Here is an 18,912-nt window from a genome sequence, read left to right as displayed (position 1 = left end):
CGCCTCCCCCCGCCCGGGCCAGGTGCTGCGCACCCTCCTCCGCGATCACGAGCACTTCGAGGTGAAGAAGGGGTGCGACGCCGGCGACTGCGGCGCCTGCTCCGTCCTGGTCGACGGGACGCCGTTCCACTCCTGCCTCTACCCCGCCCACCGCGTCGAAGGGCGCGAGGTGACGACTGCGGCCGGCCTCGGCACGGGTGAGGAGCCGAGCGCGGTGCAGGAGGCGTTCGTCGAGGCCGGCGCGTTCCAGTGCGGCTTCTGCACGGCCGGCATGGTGGTCACGGCCACGGCGCTCGACGGAGTCCGCGCCGAGGACGTGCCGCGGCTGATGAAGGGCAATCTCTGCCGGTGCACGGGCTACCGTCCCATCCGCGAGGCCGTGACGGGCGCCTGCGCGTCCGGGCACGGCGCGCACGCGGCCGGGCCGTCCGGTTCCGACCGCGGAGAGGCGCCGGGTCACGGGCGGCACGCGGCCCCGCCGTCGGGTCTCACGCCCGTCCGCCGCACGGGTCGCCCGTCGGCCGAGGAGTCGCGGGTCGGCCGCTCGCTCGGCGCGCCCGCCGGCCGCCGGATCGTCCAGGGCCGCGAGCCGTTCACCCTCGACGTCGCCGTGCCCGGCCTGCTGCACCTGAAGGTCGTCCAGAGCCCGCACGCCCACGCGCGCCTCCGCTCGATCGACACGACCACCGCCCGCGCGATGCCGGGCGTCGTCGCGGTCCTGACCGCCGAGGACGTTCCGGACGTCCTCTACTCCACCGCCCGCCACGAGTCCCGGCTCGACGACCCGGACGACACCCGCATGCTCGACACGGTCGTCCGGTTCCGCGGGCAGCGTGTCGCCGTGGTGGTCGCGGAGTCGGTGGCCGAGGCGGAGGCGGCCTGCCGCGCCGTCGAAATCGACTACGAGGTGCTGCCCGCCGTCTTCGACCCGGAGGAGGCGCGCTCCCCCGGTGCGCCGCTCCTGCACGCCGACAAGGACCCGATCGCCTCGCGCATCGCCCGGCCGGAGGCGAACGTCGTCGCGGAGCTCCACGGCGAGTACGGGGACGTGGCCGCCGGACTCGCGGAGGCCGACGTGGTCGTCGAGGGCCGCTACTCGACCTCCCGCGTCGCGCACACGGCGCTGGAGACTCACGGGACCATCGGCTGGATGGAGGGCGGAGAGCTGGTGCTGCGGACCTCGACGCAGGTGCCCTTCCTCGTGCGCGACGAGATCGCGCGCCTGTTCGACCGCGATCCGTCGACCGTCCGCGTCTTCACGGCACGGGTGGGCGGCGGCTTCGGCGGCAAGCAGGAGATCCTGACGGAGGACGTCGTCGCCCTCGCCGTGCTCGCCACCGGTCGGCCTGTGCAGTTCGAGTTCACCCGGAGCGACGAGTTCACGATGGCCCCCTGCCGACACCCGATGCGGGTCGGCGTCACGCTCGGCGCCCGGCGCGACGGACGGCTGACCGCCCTCGCCGTGGACGTGCTCTCGGACACCGGCGCCTACGGCAACCACGGACCGGGCGTGATGTTCCACGGCACCTCCGAGTCGGTCGCCGTCTACAGCGCGCCCAGCAAACGCGTCGACGCGCAGGCCGTCTACACGAACAACCTCCCCTCGGGAGCGTTCCGCGGCTACGGCCTCGGGCAGGTGATCTTCGGCATCGAATCGGCGATGGACGAACTGGCGCGTGAGCTCGGGATCGACCCGTTCGAGCTGCGGCGGATCAACGCGGTGCGCCCCGGCGAGCCGCTGGTGGTCACGCACGTCGAGGGCGACGACATCGGCTTCGCCTCCTACGGGCTCGACCAGTGCCTCGACCTCACCGAGGCGGCTCTGGCCGGCGGCGGCGGCTCCCCCGCCCCCGTCGGACCGGGGTGGCGGACGGGGCAGGGCACCGCACTGGCGATGATCGCCACCATCCCTCCGAGGGGCCACTTCTCGGAGGCGACCGTCACCGTCGACGCCGAGGGAGTGCTGACCATCGGCGTCGGCACGGCCGAGTTCGGCAACGGGACGACCACCGTGCACACGCAGCTGGTGGCGAGCGCCTTCCGCGCCTCCGCCGACCGCGTGCGCATCCGGCAGTCCGACACGGACGCGGCGCGCTACGACACCGGAGCGTTCGGCAGCGCGGGAACGGTCGTCGCGGGAAAGGCCGTGTACTCGGCCGCGACGCGCCTCCTGGCCGACCTGCAGGCGCTCGCCAAGCGGCTGACCGGGCACGACGAGACCTTCGAGCCCGACGACGAGGGCCTGCTCGCCCCCGATGGCACCCGCGTCGGATTCGCCGACCTGGTGCGCGCAGCAGGCGGGCCCGTCACGGCGACCGGCACCGAGGACGGGGCTCAGCGCTCGCTCGCGTTCAACGTCCAGGGTTTCCGGGTCGCGGTGCACGAGCCGACGGGCGAGGTCCGCATCCTGCAGTCGGTGCAGGCGGCCGACGCCGGCTTCGTGATCAACCCCGCGCAGTGCCGCGGGCAGGTCGAGGGCGGAGTGGCGCAGGCGATCGGCTCGGCGCTCTACGAGGAGGTGATCCTCGACGGCGAGGGCACCGTCACCACGGCCATCCTGCGGAACTACCACATCCCGCAGATGGCGGACGTGCCCGAGACCGAGGTCTACTTCGCGGACACGGCCGACGACCTCGGGCCGTTCGGGGCGAAGTCGATGAGCGAGGCGCCCTACAACCCGGTCGCCCCCGCGCTCGCGAACGCCGTCCGGGACGCGATCGGCGTCCGGCCCACCGAGCTGCCGCTGTCCCGCGACCGCGTCTGGCGGCTCCTCCATCCGGATACGGCACCGGTCGCGACCGTCGAGGCGGGGGCGCCTCCCGGCTGAGGGCGACGAAGCGGATGCGCGGCGCGACCCGGTGAGGCCCGCCTGCTGTGATCCGCCGCTCAGACCCGCGACGCGAGCTCCGCGCTCGCCCGAGCCACCTCGCGGGCGATCGCGTCCTCGTCCGCGTTCACCAGCCGGCCCTCCCGGACCGTGGGGCGGCCCTGCACCAGGAGCAGGCTCAGCGGGGGCTGCGCACCGAGCGCGAGCGCCGCGACCGGATCCGCGATGCCCGCGTGCTCGATCCCGTCGATCCGCCAGAGGGCGAGGTCGGCGAGCTTGCCCACCTCGATAGAGCCGATCTCGTCCTGACGGCCCAGGACCCGCGCCCCGCCGATTGTGGCGACCGAGAGGGCCTGGCGGGCGCTCATCCGGTCGGCGCCGGCGCGCAGGCGGTTCATCAGCACCGCGGCGCGGATCTCGGAGCCGAGCTGCCCCGACTCGTTCGACGCCGCGCCGTCCACGCCGAGGCCGACCGGTGCTCCCGCGGCCAACAGCTGCGGGATCGGCGCGATGCCCGCCGCGAGCCGGCCGTTCGAGGACGGGCAGTGAGCGACTCCGGTGCCCGTGGCCGCGAACTTCGCGATCGCATCGGAATCGAGGTGGACGCAGTGCGCCATCCAGACGTCGTCGCCGAGCCAGCCGAGCGACTCCAGGTGGTCGGTGGGCGAGAGGCCGAACGCCTCCCGCGTGTAGGCGTCCTCCTCCACGGTCTCGGAGCCGTGGGTGTGCAGCCGGACTCCGAGCTGACGGGCGAGGACGGCCGACTCCCGCAGCAGGTCGGTGGTCACCGAGAAGGGCGAGCACGGTGCGATCGCGACCCGCACCATCGCGTCGGCGGAGGCGTCGTGGTACCGCTGGACCGCCTCTCCGCTCGCCTGCAGCGCGGCAGCGGTGGTCTCGACGGCGAAGTCCGGCGGGAGGCCGCCCCTCGACTCGCCGAGGTCCATCGACCCGCGGGTCGCGTGCAGCCGGAGCCCGAGGGTGGCGGCCGCGTCCACGATGCCGCCGACGATGTCGCCGGAGCCCCGCGGGAAGACGTAGTGGTGGTCGGCGACGGTGCTGCAGCCGGACCGGGCGAGGACGCCCATCGCGCCGAGGGCGGCGGAGCGGGTCAGATCGGCGTCGATCCGGGACCACGCGGGGTAGAGCGCGACCAGCCAGTCGAAGAGGATCGAGTCCTGCGCCCAGCCGCGGGTGAGCCACTGGTAGAGGTGGTGGTGCGTGTTGACGAGGCCGGGCGTGAGGAGGTGGCCGCGGCCGTCGATCCGGGTGAGCGTGATCGGCTCGTGGGCGGGCCCGCCGGTGGGAGAGCGCCCGTCGAGGGCCCAGGCCGGAGGGGCGCCGGCGCCGACCGCGACGATGCGGGAGTCGTCGACGACGACATGACCGCCGGGGTGCTCGGTGCCAAGTGCGTCGACGGTGGCGACATGGGCTCCGGTGAGGACGTGGCGCTGCATGCCCTGAGCATGGCACCGCGGTGTTTCACGGCCGTTACCCCAGGGGCGCGCGATCTGCAGGAGCGCGTGCCGTCTGCAGGAGGGGGCGCGCGCGATCTGCAGGATGCTGTGCCATCCGCAGGATGCTGTGCCATCCGCAGGAGGGCCGCGTGCGATCTGCAGGAGCGCGTGCCGTCTGCAAGAGGGGGCGCGTGCGATCTGCAGGATGCTGTGCCATCCGCAGGATGCTGTGCCATCCGCAGGAGGGGGCTGTGCGATCTGCAGGACGCTGTGCCATCCGCAGGAGGGTCGCGTGCGATCTGCAGGACCGGAGTGTGCGATTCGCAGGAGGGTGTGCGATCGGCAGGAGTGTGCGCCGTGTGCAGGGGCGGAGTGTGCGATTCGCAGGAGGAAGTGCCGTCTGCAGGACGGGCGCGTGCGATTTGCAGGGGATGCGCGCCTCAAGGCCCATCCTTCCGCGCGATCGGTCGAGAACGAGCAGCATCCCCTGCAAATCGCACATACCCCTGCGAATCGCACATACCCCTGCACACGGCACTCACCCCTGCAGATCGCGCAGGGGCCTGCAGACCGCTCAGGGCCGCCGCTCAGGGCCAACGCTCAGGGCCACCGCTCAGCGCGCAGCGTGGATCGGCCCCGAGCGCCCCGCGAGCGGCTCCCCCGACGTCCCCGTGCGCGCGGCGAGGACCTCCGCGAGGATCGACACGGCCGTCTCCTCCGGAGTCGACGCCCCGATGTCCAGGCCGATCGGCGAGTGCAGGCGGGCGAGCGCCTCCTCCGTCACTCCCGCCTCGCGCAGCAGCCGCAGCCGCCGCTCGTGGGTGCGCCGCGATCCCATCGCGCCGACGTAGGCGACCGGGAGCACGAGCGCGGTCTCGAGCAGCGGGATGTCGAACTTCTCGTCGTGGGTGAGCACCGCGATCACCGTGCGGGAGTCCACTTCGGTGCGGGCGAGGTGGTCGGACGGCCACTCGACGACGACCTCGTCGGCGCCGGGGAAGCGCTCGGCGGTCGCGAACACCGGACGTGCGTCGCAGACGGTCACGCGGTAGCCGAGCAGGGACCCGGCGGAGCAGAGCGCAGCGGAGAAGTCGACGGCGCCGAAGATCAGCAGGCGCGGCCGCTCGGCGTGCACGACGTAGGCGACCTCCAGCTCCGCGCCCCGGCAGGCGGTCTCGACCGTGGCCGAGCGGCCGGAGGCGAGGCGCGCCTCGCGCTCGGCGAGGATCCGACGGGCGGTGTCCTCGTCCAGGTGCGGGCCGACGACGTCCTGGAGGCGCGTCGCTCCGGTGAGGACGAGGCCGACCAGCTCCTCCGGACCGCCGACGACGACGGCCAGCGCGGCCGAGCGGCCGGCGCGGGCGGCGCGCAGCTCGGCGAGGACCGCGATGGAGCCGGAGTCGACGACCTGGCCGAACACGCGCAGCTGCCCTCCGCAGGACAGGCCCGCGGCGAAGGCGGCCTCGTCGTCGAAGCCGAAGTGCTCGGACGCGCTGCCCGAGGTGCCGAGCACCTCCTGCGCCAGGGCGTACGCCTGCGCCTCGACGCAGCCGCCGGAGATCGAGCCGATCGCGCGCCCCTCGGCGTCGACCGCCATGGAGGAGCCCAGAGCGCGGGGAGCCGAGCCGAACACGTGCGTGACGGTGACGACGGCGACGCTCCCGCCCGCCTCGACGCGATCGAGCAGGGCGGCGGCGATGTCGAGCACGACGGTCTCCTCTTCTCGGACGGGAGGGCGACGGCGCCACGGCTGCGGCAGGGACGGAGGGCGACGGCGCCACGGCTGCGGCACGGACGGGAGGCGACGGCGCGGGGGCTGCGAGGAGGCCGAGCGGAGCCGCCGACGGGCGCTCACACGCAGGAAACATGCCGAGTATAGGGTCGATCCATGCCTGACGACGCTCCCTTCCTCGACCTCGTGATCCGCGCCTCCGACGTGCTGACCGAGAACGGCCGGCGTCCGGCCAGCATCGCGATCGCCGAGGGCCTGATCGTCGCGGTCGGCGAGCGGGACGCCCCCTGGCGCACCACGGAGGAGATCGTCCTCCCCGAGGGCCAGGTCCTGATCCCGGGGATCGTCGACACCCACGTGCACGTCAACGAGCCGGGCCGCACGGAGTGGGAGGGCTTCGCCTCCGCCACCCGCGCGGCCGCTGCCGGGGGCGTCACCACGATCATCGACATGCCGCTGAACTCGATCCCGCCGACCACCACGGTGGCGGGGCTCGAGGCCAAGCGCGCGGCGGCCGGGCCGCAGGCGCAGGTGGACGTCGGCTTCTGGGGCGGGGCGATCCCCTCGAACCTCGGCACGCTGCGCGAGCTGCACGACGCGGGCGTCTTCGGCTTCAAGTGCTTCCTCTCACCGAGCGGCGTGGACGAGTTCCCGCAGCTGAGCCGGGAGCAGCTCGTCGAGGCGATGCGCGAGATCGCCGGATTCGACGGACTGCTGATCGTGCACGCCGAGGACCCGGCCGAGCTGGAGGCGAGCGCGCTGGAGCCCGGCGCCTCCTACGGCGCATTCGTCGACTCCCGCCCGCCCGCCTCCGAGCGCAGCGCGATCCTGCACGTGATCGAGGCCGTCCGCGAGACCGGCTGCCGCGCGCACATCCTGCACCTCTCCTCCGCCGATGCACTGCCGCTCCTGCGCGAGGCGAAGGCCGAGGGGCTGCCGATCACCGCCGAGACCTGCCCGCACTACCTCACCTTCGACGCCGGCTCGATCCCCGACGGCGGCACGCAGTTCAAGTGCTGCCCGCCGATCCGCGACGAGCGCAACCGCGAGCTGCTCTGGAAGGGGCTGCTCGACGGGACGATCGACATCATCGCGTCGGACCACTCCCCCGCCACCGCCGAGCTGAAGCTCCCCGCGGGCGGCGACTTCGGCATCGCCTGGGGCGGGATCTCCGGGCTCGAGCTGAGCTTCCGCGCGGTCTGGACCGGGGCCCGCGAGCGGGGCATCCCGCTCGAGCAGGTCGTCGCCTGGATGTCCACGGCGACCGCCGCGTTCGCCGGGCTCGGCCAGAAGGGGCTGCTGCACGCGGGCTCCGACGCCGACCTGGTCGCCTTCGACCCGGAGGCGCAGTGGCGCGTGGACGTCGACGCCCTCTCGCACCGGAACCCCGTCTCGGCCTACGAGGGCCGCGTCCTCCGCGGCACCGTCGCCGCCACCTGGGTCGGCGGCCGCCGCGTCACCGCCGAGACGGTCCCGCCCGCCGGGCGCCTCCTCACCCGCCCCTGACCTCGACCGCCGATCCCTGCACCCCTGGCGACGACACCTCGGGGAGGCCCGCCGCTCATCGGCGACCCCGTGTCATCGGCACGTTTCCAGTATGTGAACGGAGGCGGGTCGGAGCCGCGGAGCGGGCGGATCGCACAAGACTCGGGGACGCGGAGACGGCGACTCGGGTCGCTCCGCCGATGCGCGGAGCGTCCGTCAGGCGCGAAGCTGGCGGACGGGCTCGAAGGAGCCTCGAGCCGGACGGGAACCACGTGCGGCCCGGCCGCAGTGAACGGACAGGAGCGGACATGTCGATCATCCTCGGGGACCACCAGTACGGGAAGGCCGAGAACCGCGTCGTGCGGATCTACCGCGAGACCCCGCGGCACGAGATCCACGACGTCAACGTCTCCACCGCCCTCCGCGGCGACTTCGAGGCCGCGCACCGCGAGGGCGACCAGTCGGCCGTCCTGCCCACGGACACGCAGAAGCAGACCGCGTACGCCTTCGCGAAGGAGAAGGGCCTGCGCTCGATCGAGCCCTACGGCCTCGAGCTCGCCCGCCACTTCGTCGACGGCTACGCGCCCGTCCACGGCGCCCGCATCGAGATCGAGGAGTTCGCCTGGGAGCGCGTGCTGGTGGACGGGCGCGAGCACGACCACACCTGGGTCCGGAAGGGCCAGGAGACGCGGATCGCGTCGGTGACGGTCGAGGGCTCGGGCGACGAGCGGCGGATCTGGATCACCGGCGGCTTCAAGGACCTCACGATCCTCAAGTCCACGGGGAGCGAGTTCCACGGCTTCCTCACCGACCCCTACACGGTCCTCCAGCCGACGAACGACCGGGTGATGGCGACGTCGCTGGTCGCGAAGTGGCGCTTCGCCCTGACCGAGGGCGAGATCGCGGCGATGGACTGGGAGGCGGTCTACGCGGGCGTCAAGGCGCTGATGACCAGCCGCTTCGCGACCGTGCACTCGCTCGCCCTCCAGCAGACGCTCTTCGAGATGGGGAGGGCGGTGCTGGAGGAGTACCCGCAGATCGTCGAGATCCGGCTCTCCGCGCCGAACAAGCACCACTTCGTCTACGACCTCTCGCCCTTCGGCGTCGAGAACGACAACGAGGTCTTCCACGCCGACGACCGCCCCTACGGGCTGATCCAAGCGAGTGTCACCCGCGACGACGCGCCGCCCGCGGGATCCGCCTGGACCGCCTACACGGGCCTGGTGTGACCGGCGCCGGGGGCGTCCACCGGGGGCACGTCCTGCACGTCTCCGGGAGCGCGACTCTCGAGACCGCGCAGGAGTCGCTGGTGTCGATCCCGGACGGCGCACTCGCGGTGGACGACGACGGCACGATCGCCTGGGTCGGTCCGTACGGCGAGCTGCCGGGCCGCTACGCGCTCCTGCCGGTCTCCGGCGACGCGGCGTCGATCCTGCTGCCCGGCTTCGTCGACGCGCACGTGCACTTCCCCCAGACGTTCTCGACCGACGGCTTCGGCGGCGGCCAGCTGCTCGAGTGGCTCGACCGGACGGTGTTCCCGGCGGAGGCGCGGCTCGCCGACCCGGACTTCGCCGACGTCGTCGCGCGCGCCTTCACCCGGCGGCGGGTGGCTGCGGGCACGACCGCCGCGATGGTCTTCGGCTCCGCGTTCCCGGCGGCGCAGGACGCCCTCTTCGAGCGCACCCGCGAGGCGGGGCTGCGGATCGTGTCGGGGCGCGGCATCCAGACCACGGGGCCGGCCTCGGCGGCTCCCCTGATCACGTCGGAGGACGAGGCGCTGACGCTCGCGTCGGAGGAGATCGCCCGCTGGCACGGGAGGGACCCGCTCCTGCAGGTCGCACTCGTCCCGCGGTTCTCGCTGTCCGTCACTCCTCGGACCCTCGGTGCGCTCGGCGACCTCTACGACGACGTCCGAGGGCTCGGCGTCTACGTGCACAGCCACCTCAACGAGAACGACCGGCCCGGGGACGGCGAGATCGCCGCGGTCCTCGGCTCGTACGGCACCCGAAGCTACCTCGACACCTACGACGGGCTCTTCCTGCCCGGCTCCGCGCGCGGCGGCTCCTCGCTCCTCGGGCCGCGCACGATCCTCGCCCACGCCGTGCACTGCCAGGACGCGGAGCTGCACCGGATGGCGGAGACCGGCACCTCGATCGCCCACTGCCCGACCTCGCAGCAGTTCCTCGGCTCCGGCACCATGCCCTGGCGCCGGACCGTCGCCTCCGGAGTCACCGTCGCTCTCGGCACGGACGTGGGCGCGGGCGACGAATGGCTGCTGGCGCGAGTGGCGAACGACGCCTTCAAGGTGCACCTCTCGGAGCCCGGCGACGCGGCCGTCGCCCTGCATCCGGCCGAGCTCCTGTTCACGGCGACGCTCGCCGGAGCGCGGGCACTCGACCAGGAGGACCGCTTCGGCAGCCTCGACCCCGGGAAGGACGCCGACTTCCTCCGCATCGAGCCCGACCGGTGGGAGCCGCTCGCCGACGTCCTCGCCCACGGGATCCGCGCGGACGACGAGGAGGAGGCGACGGCCCAGCTGCTCTTCGCCCTGCTGATGACCCTGCGCGAACCGGCGATCGCCGCGGTGCACGTCCGGGGCAGGCGGATCGCGGCTCCGGAGTGACGGGGCCGGCCGGGGCGGCGCGGTGCGGACCGCGCGCACCCGGCCGTCAGCGCAGCCGCAGCGCCAGGAACAGGTCGGCGCGGTCCGCCGTGTCGGACAGGTCCCGCTGCGTCAGCTCCTCCACCCGCGCGATGCGGTACCGCACGGTGTTCAGGTGCAGGTGCGTCTGCTCCGCCGTGCGCACCCACGAGCCGCCGCAGTCGAGGAACGCGGCGAGCGTGGCGACCAGCTGCGAGCCGTACCGAGCGTCGTGCTCCACCAGCCGCCCGAGCACCAGCTCGACGAACACCGAGCGCAGGTGGTCGGGGACCGCGCTCAGCAGCTGCACGGCGGAGGTGACCTCTCCGGAGTCGCTGATCCGCACGGGCGCGTCGTCGCCCGGAGAGCCCGGCAGCAGCATCCCGTAGCGCGCCGAGCGCAGGGCGCCGCCGAGCGCGGTCAGCGGAGTCGCAGCACTCGTCCCGACGCGCAGCACGGCGCCCGGCCACGCGGCTCCCGCTCGTCGGAGCGCCGAGGTGACGACGGCGAGCGGATCCGCACCGGTCGGGATCGCGTCGGTCGCCTCGGTGGGCAGCACCGCGACCGCGCAGCCCTGGGCGTCGCGTCCGACCACGGCTCGACCCAGGTGCGCGGCGGCGTCCACCAGCACCCGGCGCGCCAGGTCCGGGGGCGCGTCCCCCTCGAACTCGGCGGCGACCACGGCGCACCGCCCGGCGCCGCCGAGTCCGAGCTGCCGCAGGTACACCGCAGCCTCGGGCTGCTCGCTGTCCTCCTCGACGAGCTCGAGCAGGCGGTCGGCGAGAGCGGAGTCGGCCGAGAGCGCCGCCTCCCGCTGCAGCCGGTAGACCCCCACGACTCCGGCGAGCTCGGTCACGGCGTCGAGGACCGCGGCGGGCCAGTCGTTCCAGTCGCCCCCGACGACGACCAGCCAGGAGGTGGCGCGGTGCTCGCCCGCGCCGGCGACGGTGAGGACCGACAGCGCGCCGCCGCGGGCGTCCGGGACCACGACCGGGCTGCGCCGGGCGGTGAGCGCCGCGTGGACGACCCGCTCGATCTCGCCCAGCCCGAGGGGCGAGGCGGAGGCCGCGGTCCGGCCGGTGGCGGTCAGCACCGACACCGGGAGTCCGAGCTCTCGGGAGGTGCGCGCGACGAGCTCGTCGAGCCGCTGCCCCCGGTAGACCTCGGTCAGCAGCTCCCGCTGGCGGGCGAGCGCGGCCGTCAGCCGGGCCACGCGGTCGCCGGCGAGGGCGTTCGAGAGGTGCTCCGTGATCGCTCCGAACGACACGTCGGCCGGCACGGCGATCAGCGGGACGTCGTGCGCGCGGCAGGCGACGACGAGGTCGTCCGGCACGAAGCCCAGCAGCCCCTCGCCCGCGAGCAGAGCGCTGGCGCCGGAGTCCGCGACCGCGGCGACGAAGGCCGCGCTGTCCTGGGCGTCCCGGCGCCAGACCAGACCGGTCAGCACCAGCTGGTCGCGCGAGATGTAGCGGCGCGGATCGAGGAGATCGGTCGTGAAGATGCCGTCGACCGGCCGCGCGAGCGCTCCGTCGCCGGCGACCAGCACGTGCAGCCGCAGCTGCGGCGCGTCGAGGACGTCCTGGAGCTGCATCAGCTGCCCCGGTAGGTCGAGTAGGCGAAGGGGCTGAGCAGGAGCGGGATGTGGAAGTGCGCGTCCTCGTCGTCGAGGCGGAACGCGACGACGACCTCGGGGTAGAACGTCTCGGTGCCCGAGGCGGCGAACCAGGTGCCGGTGTCGAAGACGACCCGGTGGACCCCGGCCGCCAGCCGCTCCGGGCCGAAGGCCGCGACGCGGCCGTCGTCGTCGGTGCGGGCCTCGGCGAGGCGCTCCCAGCCCGATCCGACGCGGGCGTCGAGTGCCACTGGGACGCCGCGCGCGGGGCGGCCGTGGACGGCGTCCAGCACGTGGGTGGTGACGCGGCTGGCGTGCCCGCTCATCGTGCCGCCTCCACCCGGACCAGGCGCCCGTCGTCGAGCCCGCGGACCCGCAGCACCGTGATCTCCCTCAGCTGCTCCGCGACGATGCGCGCCTCCGTCTCGTCGTCGAGCCCGAGCCTCCGCTCCAGCTCCGCGACGACCTCGGCCCGGCCGCGACCGGCCGCGCGGAGGAGGAACACGCGCCCGAACCGCTCCTCGTAGGCGCGGTTGCCGGCCAGCAGCCTCCGGGTCAGCTCCTCGTCGCCGGTGCGGCTCGCCGCCTGCTCCGCGGCCGAGAACGCGGAGGAGCGCCCCGCGCCCGCGTGCCGCTCCCCGATCCGAGGGTGGTCGGCCAGCGCCGCCTCCACCTCCTCCTCGGTGAGCGTGTGCGCGGCCCGCTCGGCCGCGTCGGCCAGCGCGTCGGCCGAAGGGTAGGGCGCGCCGGAGGCGACCTCGTCGGCCCAGCGCGGGACGGCGAGGCACGCGAGCAGCACGTCGCGCGCGGTCTCGGATCGGGTGTCGGTCATGCGGTCTCCTTCGTCCGGCGGAGCAGGGGCTCGGCCTGCGGCACGATGGTCGGATGGATCTGGTCGGGAGTCGGGACCTCGTCGGGCTGGTGCTCGCGGCGGGCGCGGGGCGCCGGGCGGGCGGCCCGAAGGCGCTGCGGCGCGACGCGGCGGGAGTGCCCTGGGTGGAGCGGGCCGTCGAGAGGCTCCGCGCGGTCGGCTGCGGGCGGGTGCTCGTCGTCCTGGGCGCGGAGGCCGGACGGGCGCGCCTCCTGGTGCCGCCGTCCGCGGACGTGGTCGTCGCGGCGAAGTGGGAGACCGGCCTGTCGGCGTCGCTCCGCGCGGGTCTCGCCGCCGCCGAGGGCGTCGCCGCGCTGGTCGCCCTGGTCGACCTGCCCGCGGAGCCGCCGAGCGTGGGGGCGCGGCTGCTCGCGGAGGCGCCGGTCGCGCCGGACGTGCTCGCCCGCGCGGTCTTCCGCGGCCGGCCCGGTCATCCGGTGCTGCTGGGACGAGACCACTGGCCGGAGCTCCTCGAGGGCGTGCACGGCGACTCCGGCGCGCGCGACCTGCTGCGCGCGAGGGGCGCGCTCGGAGTCGAGTGCGGCGACCTGTGGTCGGGAGCCGACCGCGACGGGCCGGACTGAGCCGCTCACACCAGGCCCGCATCGTCGAGAGCGGCGGCCAGCGCCCGCCAGGCCAGGGTCGCGCAGACCGAGCGGACGGGGTTGGCCGCCACCGCGAGCAGCGCCTGCTCCTCGCCGGCGAGAGCGCCCTCCCGGTGCGCCATCGCCGCGAGGAACGCGTCGATCCGCTCCCGCACCGCCGACGCCGGCCGCCCGTCGAGACCGTCCACGAGCAGCGACGCGGATCCCCGAGAGACCTCGCACCCCCGTCCGCTCCAGGCGAGGCGCACCTGCTCCGCGCCGCCGTCGACGCGCAGCTCGATCCGGTCGCCGCAGGTGGGGGTGATCAGCTCGGCCCGGCCGAGGGACGGAGTCGGGTCGGCCTGCCCGACGGGATCCTTGGCGTGCGCGCGGATCAGCTCCGCGGCCTCGCTCACGGCCGGTCCTCCAGCTCCGCGAGCTCCGCGTAGGCCGTGCTGATCCCGGCGATCCGCTCGCGCGACTCCCTCGGGGACGCGCCGAGCACTCCGGAGGCCACGAGCGCGACCGCGCTCATCGCCGCCGCGTAGCTGTCCAGCGCCGTGCCGCTGTCGACCGGGCACTCCAGCCAGACCGCCGCGTGCTCCGCGTAGCGCCGAGCGGGCGGATCCGCGAGGAGCACCACGGGCACCTCGCGCGCGGCGAGCGTCCCGATCAGGGCGGCGAAGGAGGCGGGGCGGCGGCGGAAGCCGACCAGCACCACGACGTCGTCGGCTCCGAGGCCCTCGAGCTCCTCGCCGAGCGACTGGCCGGGCTGCGGGGCGATCCGGACGCGTCCGCGCGCCTGCGCGAGCTGCTGGCGCAGGTGCAGCGCCACCGGGTAGCTGTTGCGCAGTCCGATCACGACGACCTCGCGCGCTCCCGCGATCAGCCGCACCGCCTCCTCCAGCCGCCCGCCGCCGAACGCGGAGGCCAGCCGGGCCAGGTTCGCCCGCTCGCCCTCGAGGTGCGCGGCGAGCGGATCCCCCTGCCCCTGCGCGGGACCGACCGGGACACCGGAGGACCGGAGCGCCCGGGCGTGCTCGCGCACCTCCTGCGAATTCGAGAACCCCAGGCGGCGGAACAGCCGCGAGACCGTGGCCTTGGACACTCCGCTGTGCTGGGCGAGCTCGGTCGCCGTGTAGACGGCCAGGTCGCCGAGGTGGTCGAGGATGAAGTCGGCCGCCCGCTGCTCCTGCCGCGAGAGCGCGGCGTAGCCGGCATCGATGCGGTAGCCGATGCTCGTCGAGGGGGCGGGGGCGGGAGTCACGCGGTCGGCGTCCCGTCGGCGAGCGCCAGGACGGCCGCCTCGAACGCGTCGAGCGCCGTCGCGACGTCGGCCTCCGTCACGTTCTCGTCCGGGTGGTGGCTGACGCCGCCCTCGCAGCGGAGGAAGAGCATCGCGTACTCGGCGAGGTCGGCGACCGCCATCGCGTCGTGGCCTGCCTTGGAGAACAGCACCATCGGCTCCGCGTCCCCGGTCGCGCGGATGCCCGCGCGCACGACGTCCTGGAGCCGCGAGGAGGCGACGACCGCGGGGGCCGAGTGCGTCTCCTCCACCGTCAGCGCGAGACGGCGGCGCGACGCCGACTCCGACATCGCGTGCTCGACGGCGTCCCACGCCGCGTCGCGCTGGGCGTCGGTCTCGGCGCGGAGGTCGAGGCTGAACTCGACCCGGCCCGGGATGACGTTGACCGCGCCCGGGAAGGTCTCGAGCCGGCCGACGGTGGCGATCACGCCCTGCTCCCGCGCGATCCGCTCGACCGCGAGCACGGCCTCGGCCGCTCCGGTGAGCGCGTCGCGGCGGCGGTCGAGCGGGACTCCGCCCGCGTGCCCGGCCTTGCCGGTGAGGGTGAGCGCGAAGCGGCGGGCGCCCGCGATCGAGGAGACCACGGCGAGGGCGCGGTCCGCCTCCTCCAGGTAGGGGCCCTGCTCGATGTGCGCTTCGAGGTAGGCGAGCACGTCCTGCGCGTCGCGCGCGGCGGTGCGGATGCGCGAGGGGTCCAGCCCGAACTCGTGGAACGCCTCGACGAGCGTCGTCCCGTCGGCGTCCGCGAGCTCCCACCAGTGCTCGTCCCAGGTGCCGGCGAGGGCGCGGGAGCCGAGGAGCGCCGTGCCGAAGCGGGTGCCCTCCTCGTCGCCGAACGCGACGACCTCGACGGCGAACGGCAGGCGCCGGCCCGCCCCGTGCAGACGCGAGACCACGGCGATCGCGAGCATCACGCCGAGGATCCCGTCGTAGCGGCCCGCGTCGGGGACGGTGTCGAGGTGCGAGCCGAGCAGGAGCGCCGGGAGTCCCGGAGTGGCGCCCTCGTAGCGGCCGCACTGGTTGCCGGCCGCGTCCTGCCAGGTGCGCATGCCGGCCTCGGTCATCCAGCGCGCGGCCATCGCGTTCACCCGGGCGTGCTCGGGCGAGAGGTAGACCCGCTCGATGCCGTCGCGGCTGGAGGAGACCGCGGCGAGCTCGTCGCAGCGGGCCATGATCGCGGCGGCATCGAGGGCGGTCGCGACGGGGGCCGCGGTCGTGGCGGCGGGGTCCGTGGTGGTGGGGTCCGTGGTGGTGCCGGTCATGCCCGTGCCGCCCCGTAGACCTCGTAGGCTCCTGCGACTCCGCCGCCCACCGGCACGGAGGCACCCGCGCGGCGCAGCACCGCCTCCAGCGTCGCCAGGGTGGTCAGCACCGCGTCCGTCCGGGCGTTGTAGCCCATCGTGCCGATGCGCCAGACCTTCCCGTGCAGCGGGCCGAAGGACGTTCCGATCTCGATGCCGAAGTCGGAGAGCATCTCCCCGCGCACCGCGTCCCCGTTCACGCCCTGCGGGATGTGCACCGCGACGACGTTCGTCATCTTGTGCCCGACGTCGCCGAACACCTCGAGGCCGAGGCCGCGGACGCCGGCGAGCATCGCCGAGCCGTGAAGCGCGTGGCGGGCGACCGTCTCGTCCAGGCCCTCCTCGACGACGATGCGGGCGCACTCGCGCGCGCCGTAGAGCATCGTGGTCGCCTCGGTGTGGTGGTTGAGGCGCCGCGGCCCCCAGTAGTCGAAGACCATGCCGAGGTCGAAGTAGTTGGAGCGGACGCGGCGGGCGCTGACGGCGTCGCCCTCGTCGCGGATCCCGGCCTCGATGCTCTTGCGCGACTCGATCACCGCGACGGCCTTCTCCGAGAAGGTGACCGGCGCCGATCCGGACGGGCCGCCCAGGCACTTCTGGAGCCCCGCGGTGACCGCGTCGAGCCCGAGCTCGTCGGTCGCGAAGGCGTTGCCCGCGAGGGAGGCGGTGACGTCGGTGTAGAAGAGGGCGCCGTGCTTCTCGCAGAGGGCGCCGAGCTCCTCCAGCGGCTGCGCCATGGTGGTCGACGTGTCGCCGTGGACCACGGCCAGCATCTTCGGCTTCACCCGGGCCAGGGCCTCCGCGATCGCCGAGACGGGGAAGACCTGCCCCCACTCGGCCTCGATCACGTGCACCTCCGCGCCGCAGCGCTCCGCGATCTCGCGGAGGAGGTGCCCGAACCGCCCGAAGACCGGCACGAGCACGCGGTCGCCCGGCTCCAGCATCGAGACCAGGGCCGCCTCGATGCCGGCACGGCTCGTGCCGTCGACGAGCATCGTCTTCTCGTTGCGGGTGCGGAACACCTGCCGGTACAGCTCCTGCGTCTCCGTCATCGTCGCCGTCATGAACGGGTCGTACTGCCCGACGAGCTGCGCCGACATCGCGCGCAGGACGCGCGGATCGGCGTTGATCGGGCCCGGGCCCATGAGCAGGCGCGGCGGCGGATCGACGGGGAGGAACGGTGCGGGCGCGGTCATGGGGCCACCTCTTCGCGTGCGGGAGAGAAACAGCTGTTTCACTCGGAGAGCCTATGGGACGGACGTTTCGCCGGTGTTTCACGGGGTGCGGCGGGTCGCGCCCGGGAGGTCCGCGGGACACTGGTCGGCATGAGGACAGCGCCGCACGGAACGGTCGCCGGCCGGTGACCGAGGACCAGATCGTCGCTCTCGTCTGGGCGCCGATCGCGATCGTCTTCGGAGCGGTGTTCATCGGCCGGCGCGAGTGGATCTCCGCGCGGGCCCGTGACCAGATGCGCCGGCGGGGGCAGAGGGTCGGGCCGAGGACGCAGTCGCCCGTCGTGATGGCCGCGGGAGGCGCCCTCCTCGTCGTCGTCGGCGTCGTCGTCGTGATCCTGCTCACGCTGACGTCGGTCCTCCGCGGACCCTCCTGAGCCGTGTCGGGGTCTCGGGACCCCTCCGGCGGCGCAGCGCTCCTCCACAGGGGCGGCTCACGGGCGAGTTCTCCCGATCGGGCGCACCTGGGGCCCGCATGTCAGTGGTCGCTGATTCAATACGGGTATGGCGGATCGGATGCGGCAGGGACTCGAGGAGGTCCGCGCCCTCGGCGACCGTGCGGCGCTGCTCGCCCGGTCCGCGGCTCCACTCCACCTCGCCTCCGCCGAGGCTCTGCACGAGGCGTACACGGCTGCGCTCCGTCGCCCGGAGGCGTTCGCCCGCGGTGGGTCGCCCGCCGAGTCGCGCGACCTCGTGGAGCGCTCCGTCCGGGCCGAGCTCGCCGTCGCGCTCGCCGTGTCCGAGCGCGTGGCCGCCCGCGAACTCGAGCACGCCCGCCTGCTGGTCGAGCACCTGCCGTGCACGCGCGCCGCGCTGGCCGACGCCCGGCTGCGCTGGGAGGCGGGGCAGATCATCTGCGCAGCCGCGGCCACCCTTCCGCCGTCCTCCCTCCCGGAGTTCGACGAACGAGCCGCGGGACCGGCCGCCTCGATGACGCCGACCCAGCTGCGGGGACGCCTCGCCCGACTGCGCGACGAGCTGCACGACAGTCCTCCGACCGGCACGCCCGCGCTCGGGAGGACCGGGCCGTCCGGGTCTCGGCCGAGCAGGACGGCGTGGCCACGCTCTGCGCGACCCTCCCCGCTCCGGCCGCCACGGGCGCGCTCGCGCGGCTCGACCGGATCGCCCGCACCCTCCGCGACGGGAACGGCGACCGGACAGGCGGCGGGAGCGGTCCGGCGGAGGAGCGCACGCTCGCGCAGCTGCGGGCCGACGCCCTGGTCGACCTGCTCTGCGACGGCGACGTGTCCGGCACGTCTCCGGGCGACGAGAGGCCGCGGACGTCCGCTCGCGGCATCCGGGCCGAGGTCCGACTGACTCTCGCCGCGAGCACCGCGGCCGGGCAGGACGAGACGCCGGCAGAACTGGACGGCTACAGCCTCGTCCCGGCCAGCGTCGCGCGTGAGCTCCTCGGAGCCGACTCGGCCGTCACCCCCGTGCTCATACACCCGAGCACGGGTGCCGTCGTCTCGGTCGGCAGGACGCACCGCCTCCCTCCTCCGCGGATGCGCCTCGCACTCCAGCTGCGCGACCGGACCTGCCGCTTCCCCGGCTGCATCCGGCCGGCGGCGACAGCCGAGGCCGACCACACGCTGAAGTGGCGCCACGGAGGCGACACCGCACTCCACAACCCGGCGTCGCTCTGCGTCGCCCACCACCACGTCCGCCACGGCGACCGCTGGACCTCCACGCTCCACCCCGACGGATCCGCCGACTGGACCTCTCCCGCGGGGCGCCGCGTGGTCACCCGTCCATCCGATCCGCCTGCGTCCTCACGGCCACCGCTCAGGCCGAGCTTCAGCGATGCGCCTCCCCCGTTCTGACCGCGGGACATGCTGCGTGCCTGCGGGCGGGATGCCCCTCA

Annotated in this window: 16 protein-coding genes and 1 pseudogene; 8 read left to right on the top strand and 9 right to left on the bottom strand. The window is 74.5% G+C overall.

Annotation, left to right across the window (positions count from 1 at the left end; translation table 11 throughout):
- The coding region (locus C5C24_RS08575) for a molybdopterin cofactor-binding domain-containing protein (RefSeq protein WP_104304764.1) at positions 1-2,827 on the top strand (2,827 nt) is incomplete at its 5' end.
- A gap of 59 nt (positions 2,828-2,886) precedes the next feature.
- Here the strand turns inward: C5C24_RS08575 and C5C24_RS08570 are convergent.
- Entirely contained in the window at positions 2,887-4,284 is a 1,398-nt protein-coding gene (locus tag C5C24_RS08570; RefSeq protein WP_104304761.1) for an 8-oxoguanine deaminase, read from the bottom strand.
- A gap of 613 nt (positions 4,285-4,897) precedes the next feature.
- Positions 4,898-5,992, bottom strand: a complete 1,095-nt coding sequence (locus C5C24_RS08565; protein WP_104304760.1) for an XdhC family protein — start codon at positions 5,990-5,992, stop codon at positions 4,898-4,900.
- Between the two features lie 180 nt (positions 5,993-6,172).
- On the opposite strand from C5C24_RS08565, the gene allB reads away from it, so the two are divergent.
- The 3 genes from allB to C5C24_RS08550 all read left to right on the top strand — a co-directional run bounded on the left by allB (position 6,173) and on the right by C5C24_RS08550 (position 10,124).
- On the top strand, positions 6,173-7,522 hold the full coding sequence (gene allB / locus C5C24_RS08560; RefSeq protein WP_104304759.1) for an allantoinase AllB: 1,350 nt from the start codon (positions 6,173-6,175) through the stop codon (positions 7,520-7,522).
- A gap of 287 nt (positions 7,523-7,809) precedes the next feature.
- The gene (pucL, locus tag C5C24_RS08555) at positions 7,810-8,730 is read left to right on the top strand and encodes a factor-independent urate hydroxylase (RefSeq protein ID WP_104304758.1); all 921 of its coding nucleotides are present in this window, start codon (positions 7,810-7,812) and stop codon (positions 8,728-8,730) included.
- The gene (locus tag C5C24_RS08550) at positions 8,727-10,124 is read left to right on the top strand and encodes an amidohydrolase family protein (RefSeq protein ID WP_104281509.1); all 1,398 of its coding nucleotides are present in this window, start codon (positions 8,727-8,729) and stop codon (positions 10,122-10,124) included. The genes pucL and C5C24_RS08550 overlap by 4 nt, the downstream gene beginning before the upstream one ends.
- 46 nt (positions 10,125-10,170) lie before the next feature.
- Here C5C24_RS08550 and C5C24_RS08545 read toward each other — a convergent pair whose 3' ends face one another.
- The 3 genes from C5C24_RS08545 to uraD are packed head-to-tail and all read right to left on the bottom strand — an operon-like array spanning position 10,171 to position 12,586.
- Positions 10,171-11,733: a PucR family transcriptional regulator gene (locus C5C24_RS08545; protein ID WP_104304757.1), complete on the bottom strand. Its 1,563-nt coding sequence runs from the start codon at positions 11,731-11,733 to the stop codon at positions 10,171-10,173.
- Positions 11,733-12,080: a hydroxyisourate hydrolase gene (gene uraH, locus C5C24_RS08540; RefSeq protein WP_104276767.1), complete on the bottom strand. Its 348-nt coding sequence runs from the start codon at positions 12,078-12,080 to the stop codon at positions 11,733-11,735. Before uraH ends, C5C24_RS08545 begins: the two co-directional genes overlap by 1 nt.
- Positions 12,077-12,586 (bottom strand): 2-oxo-4-hydroxy-4-carboxy-5-ureidoimidazoline decarboxylase, encoded by a 510-nt coding sequence (uraD, locus tag C5C24_RS08535; RefSeq protein WP_104304756.1) that lies wholly within the window; start codon positions 12,584-12,586, stop codon positions 12,077-12,079. The genes uraH and uraD overlap by 4 nt, the downstream gene beginning before the upstream one ends.
- 53 nt (positions 12,587-12,639) lie before the next feature.
- Between uraD and C5C24_RS08530 the strand changes: the two genes are divergently transcribed.
- Positions 12,640-13,209 carry an NTP transferase domain-containing protein gene (locus C5C24_RS08530; RefSeq protein WP_104304755.1) on the top strand — a complete coding sequence of 190 codons (570 nt, stop codon included), beginning with the start codon at positions 12,640-12,642 and terminating at the stop codon, positions 13,207-13,209.
- 5 nt (positions 13,210-13,214) lie between these two features.
- On the opposite strand, the gene C5C24_RS08525 is transcribed toward C5C24_RS08530, so the two are convergent.
- From C5C24_RS08525 to C5C24_RS08510, 4 genes are read right to left on the bottom strand one after another with little or no spacing between them, the layout of a single operon-like run.
- A complete protein-coding gene (locus C5C24_RS08525; RefSeq protein ID WP_104304754.1) occupies positions 13,215-13,625 on the bottom strand; it encodes an iron-sulfur cluster assembly scaffold protein in 411 nt (136 codons plus the stop codon).
- Positions 13,622-14,476: a MurR/RpiR family transcriptional regulator gene (locus tag C5C24_RS08520; RefSeq protein ID WP_104304753.1), complete on the bottom strand. Its 855-nt coding sequence runs from the start codon at positions 14,474-14,476 to the stop codon at positions 13,622-13,624. Before C5C24_RS08520 ends, C5C24_RS08525 begins: the two co-directional genes overlap by 4 nt.
- Positions 14,473-15,777, bottom strand: a complete 1,305-nt coding sequence (locus C5C24_RS08515; RefSeq protein WP_104281503.1) for an allantoate amidohydrolase — start codon at positions 15,775-15,777, stop codon at positions 14,473-14,475. Before C5C24_RS08515 ends, C5C24_RS08520 begins: the two co-directional genes overlap by 4 nt.
- Positions 15,774-17,012 (bottom strand): alanine--glyoxylate aminotransferase family protein, encoded by a 1,239-nt coding sequence (locus C5C24_RS08510; protein WP_258065107.1) that lies wholly within the window; start codon positions 17,010-17,012, stop codon positions 15,774-15,776. The genes C5C24_RS08515 and C5C24_RS08510 overlap by 4 nt, the downstream gene beginning before the upstream one ends.
- Positions 17,013-17,176: 164 nt before the next feature.
- Between C5C24_RS08510 and C5C24_RS08505 the strand changes: the two genes are divergently transcribed.
- The 3 genes and pseudogenes from C5C24_RS08505 (at position 17,177) to C5C24_RS18625 (ending at position 18,871) form a co-directional block, all read left to right on the top strand.
- Positions 17,177-17,425 carry a hypothetical protein gene (locus C5C24_RS08505; protein WP_104304752.1) on the top strand — a complete coding sequence of 83 codons (249 nt, stop codon included), beginning with the start codon at positions 17,177-17,179 and terminating at the stop codon, positions 17,423-17,425.
- Between the two features lie 127 nt (positions 17,426-17,552).
- A pseudogene (locus tag C5C24_RS18630) lies at positions 17,553-18,032 on the top strand (hypothetical protein); the annotation flags it as partial.
- Positions 18,033-18,103: 71 nt separating this feature from the next.
- Complete coding sequence (locus C5C24_RS18625) at positions 18,104-18,871, top strand: DUF222 domain-containing protein (protein WP_374955327.1); 768 nt, start codon at positions 18,104-18,106, stop codon at positions 18,869-18,871.
- Positions 18,872-18,912 lie beyond the last annotated feature (41 nt).

The sequence above is a fragment of the Rathayibacter sp. AY2B3 genome, from assembly GCF_002931755.1.
Classification (GTDB): domain Bacteria; phylum Actinomycetota; class Actinomycetes; order Actinomycetales; family Microbacteriaceae; genus Rathayibacter.
Note: the sequence above shows the minus strand (reverse complement) of the source record. Positions and strands in the feature narration are given on the sequence as shown.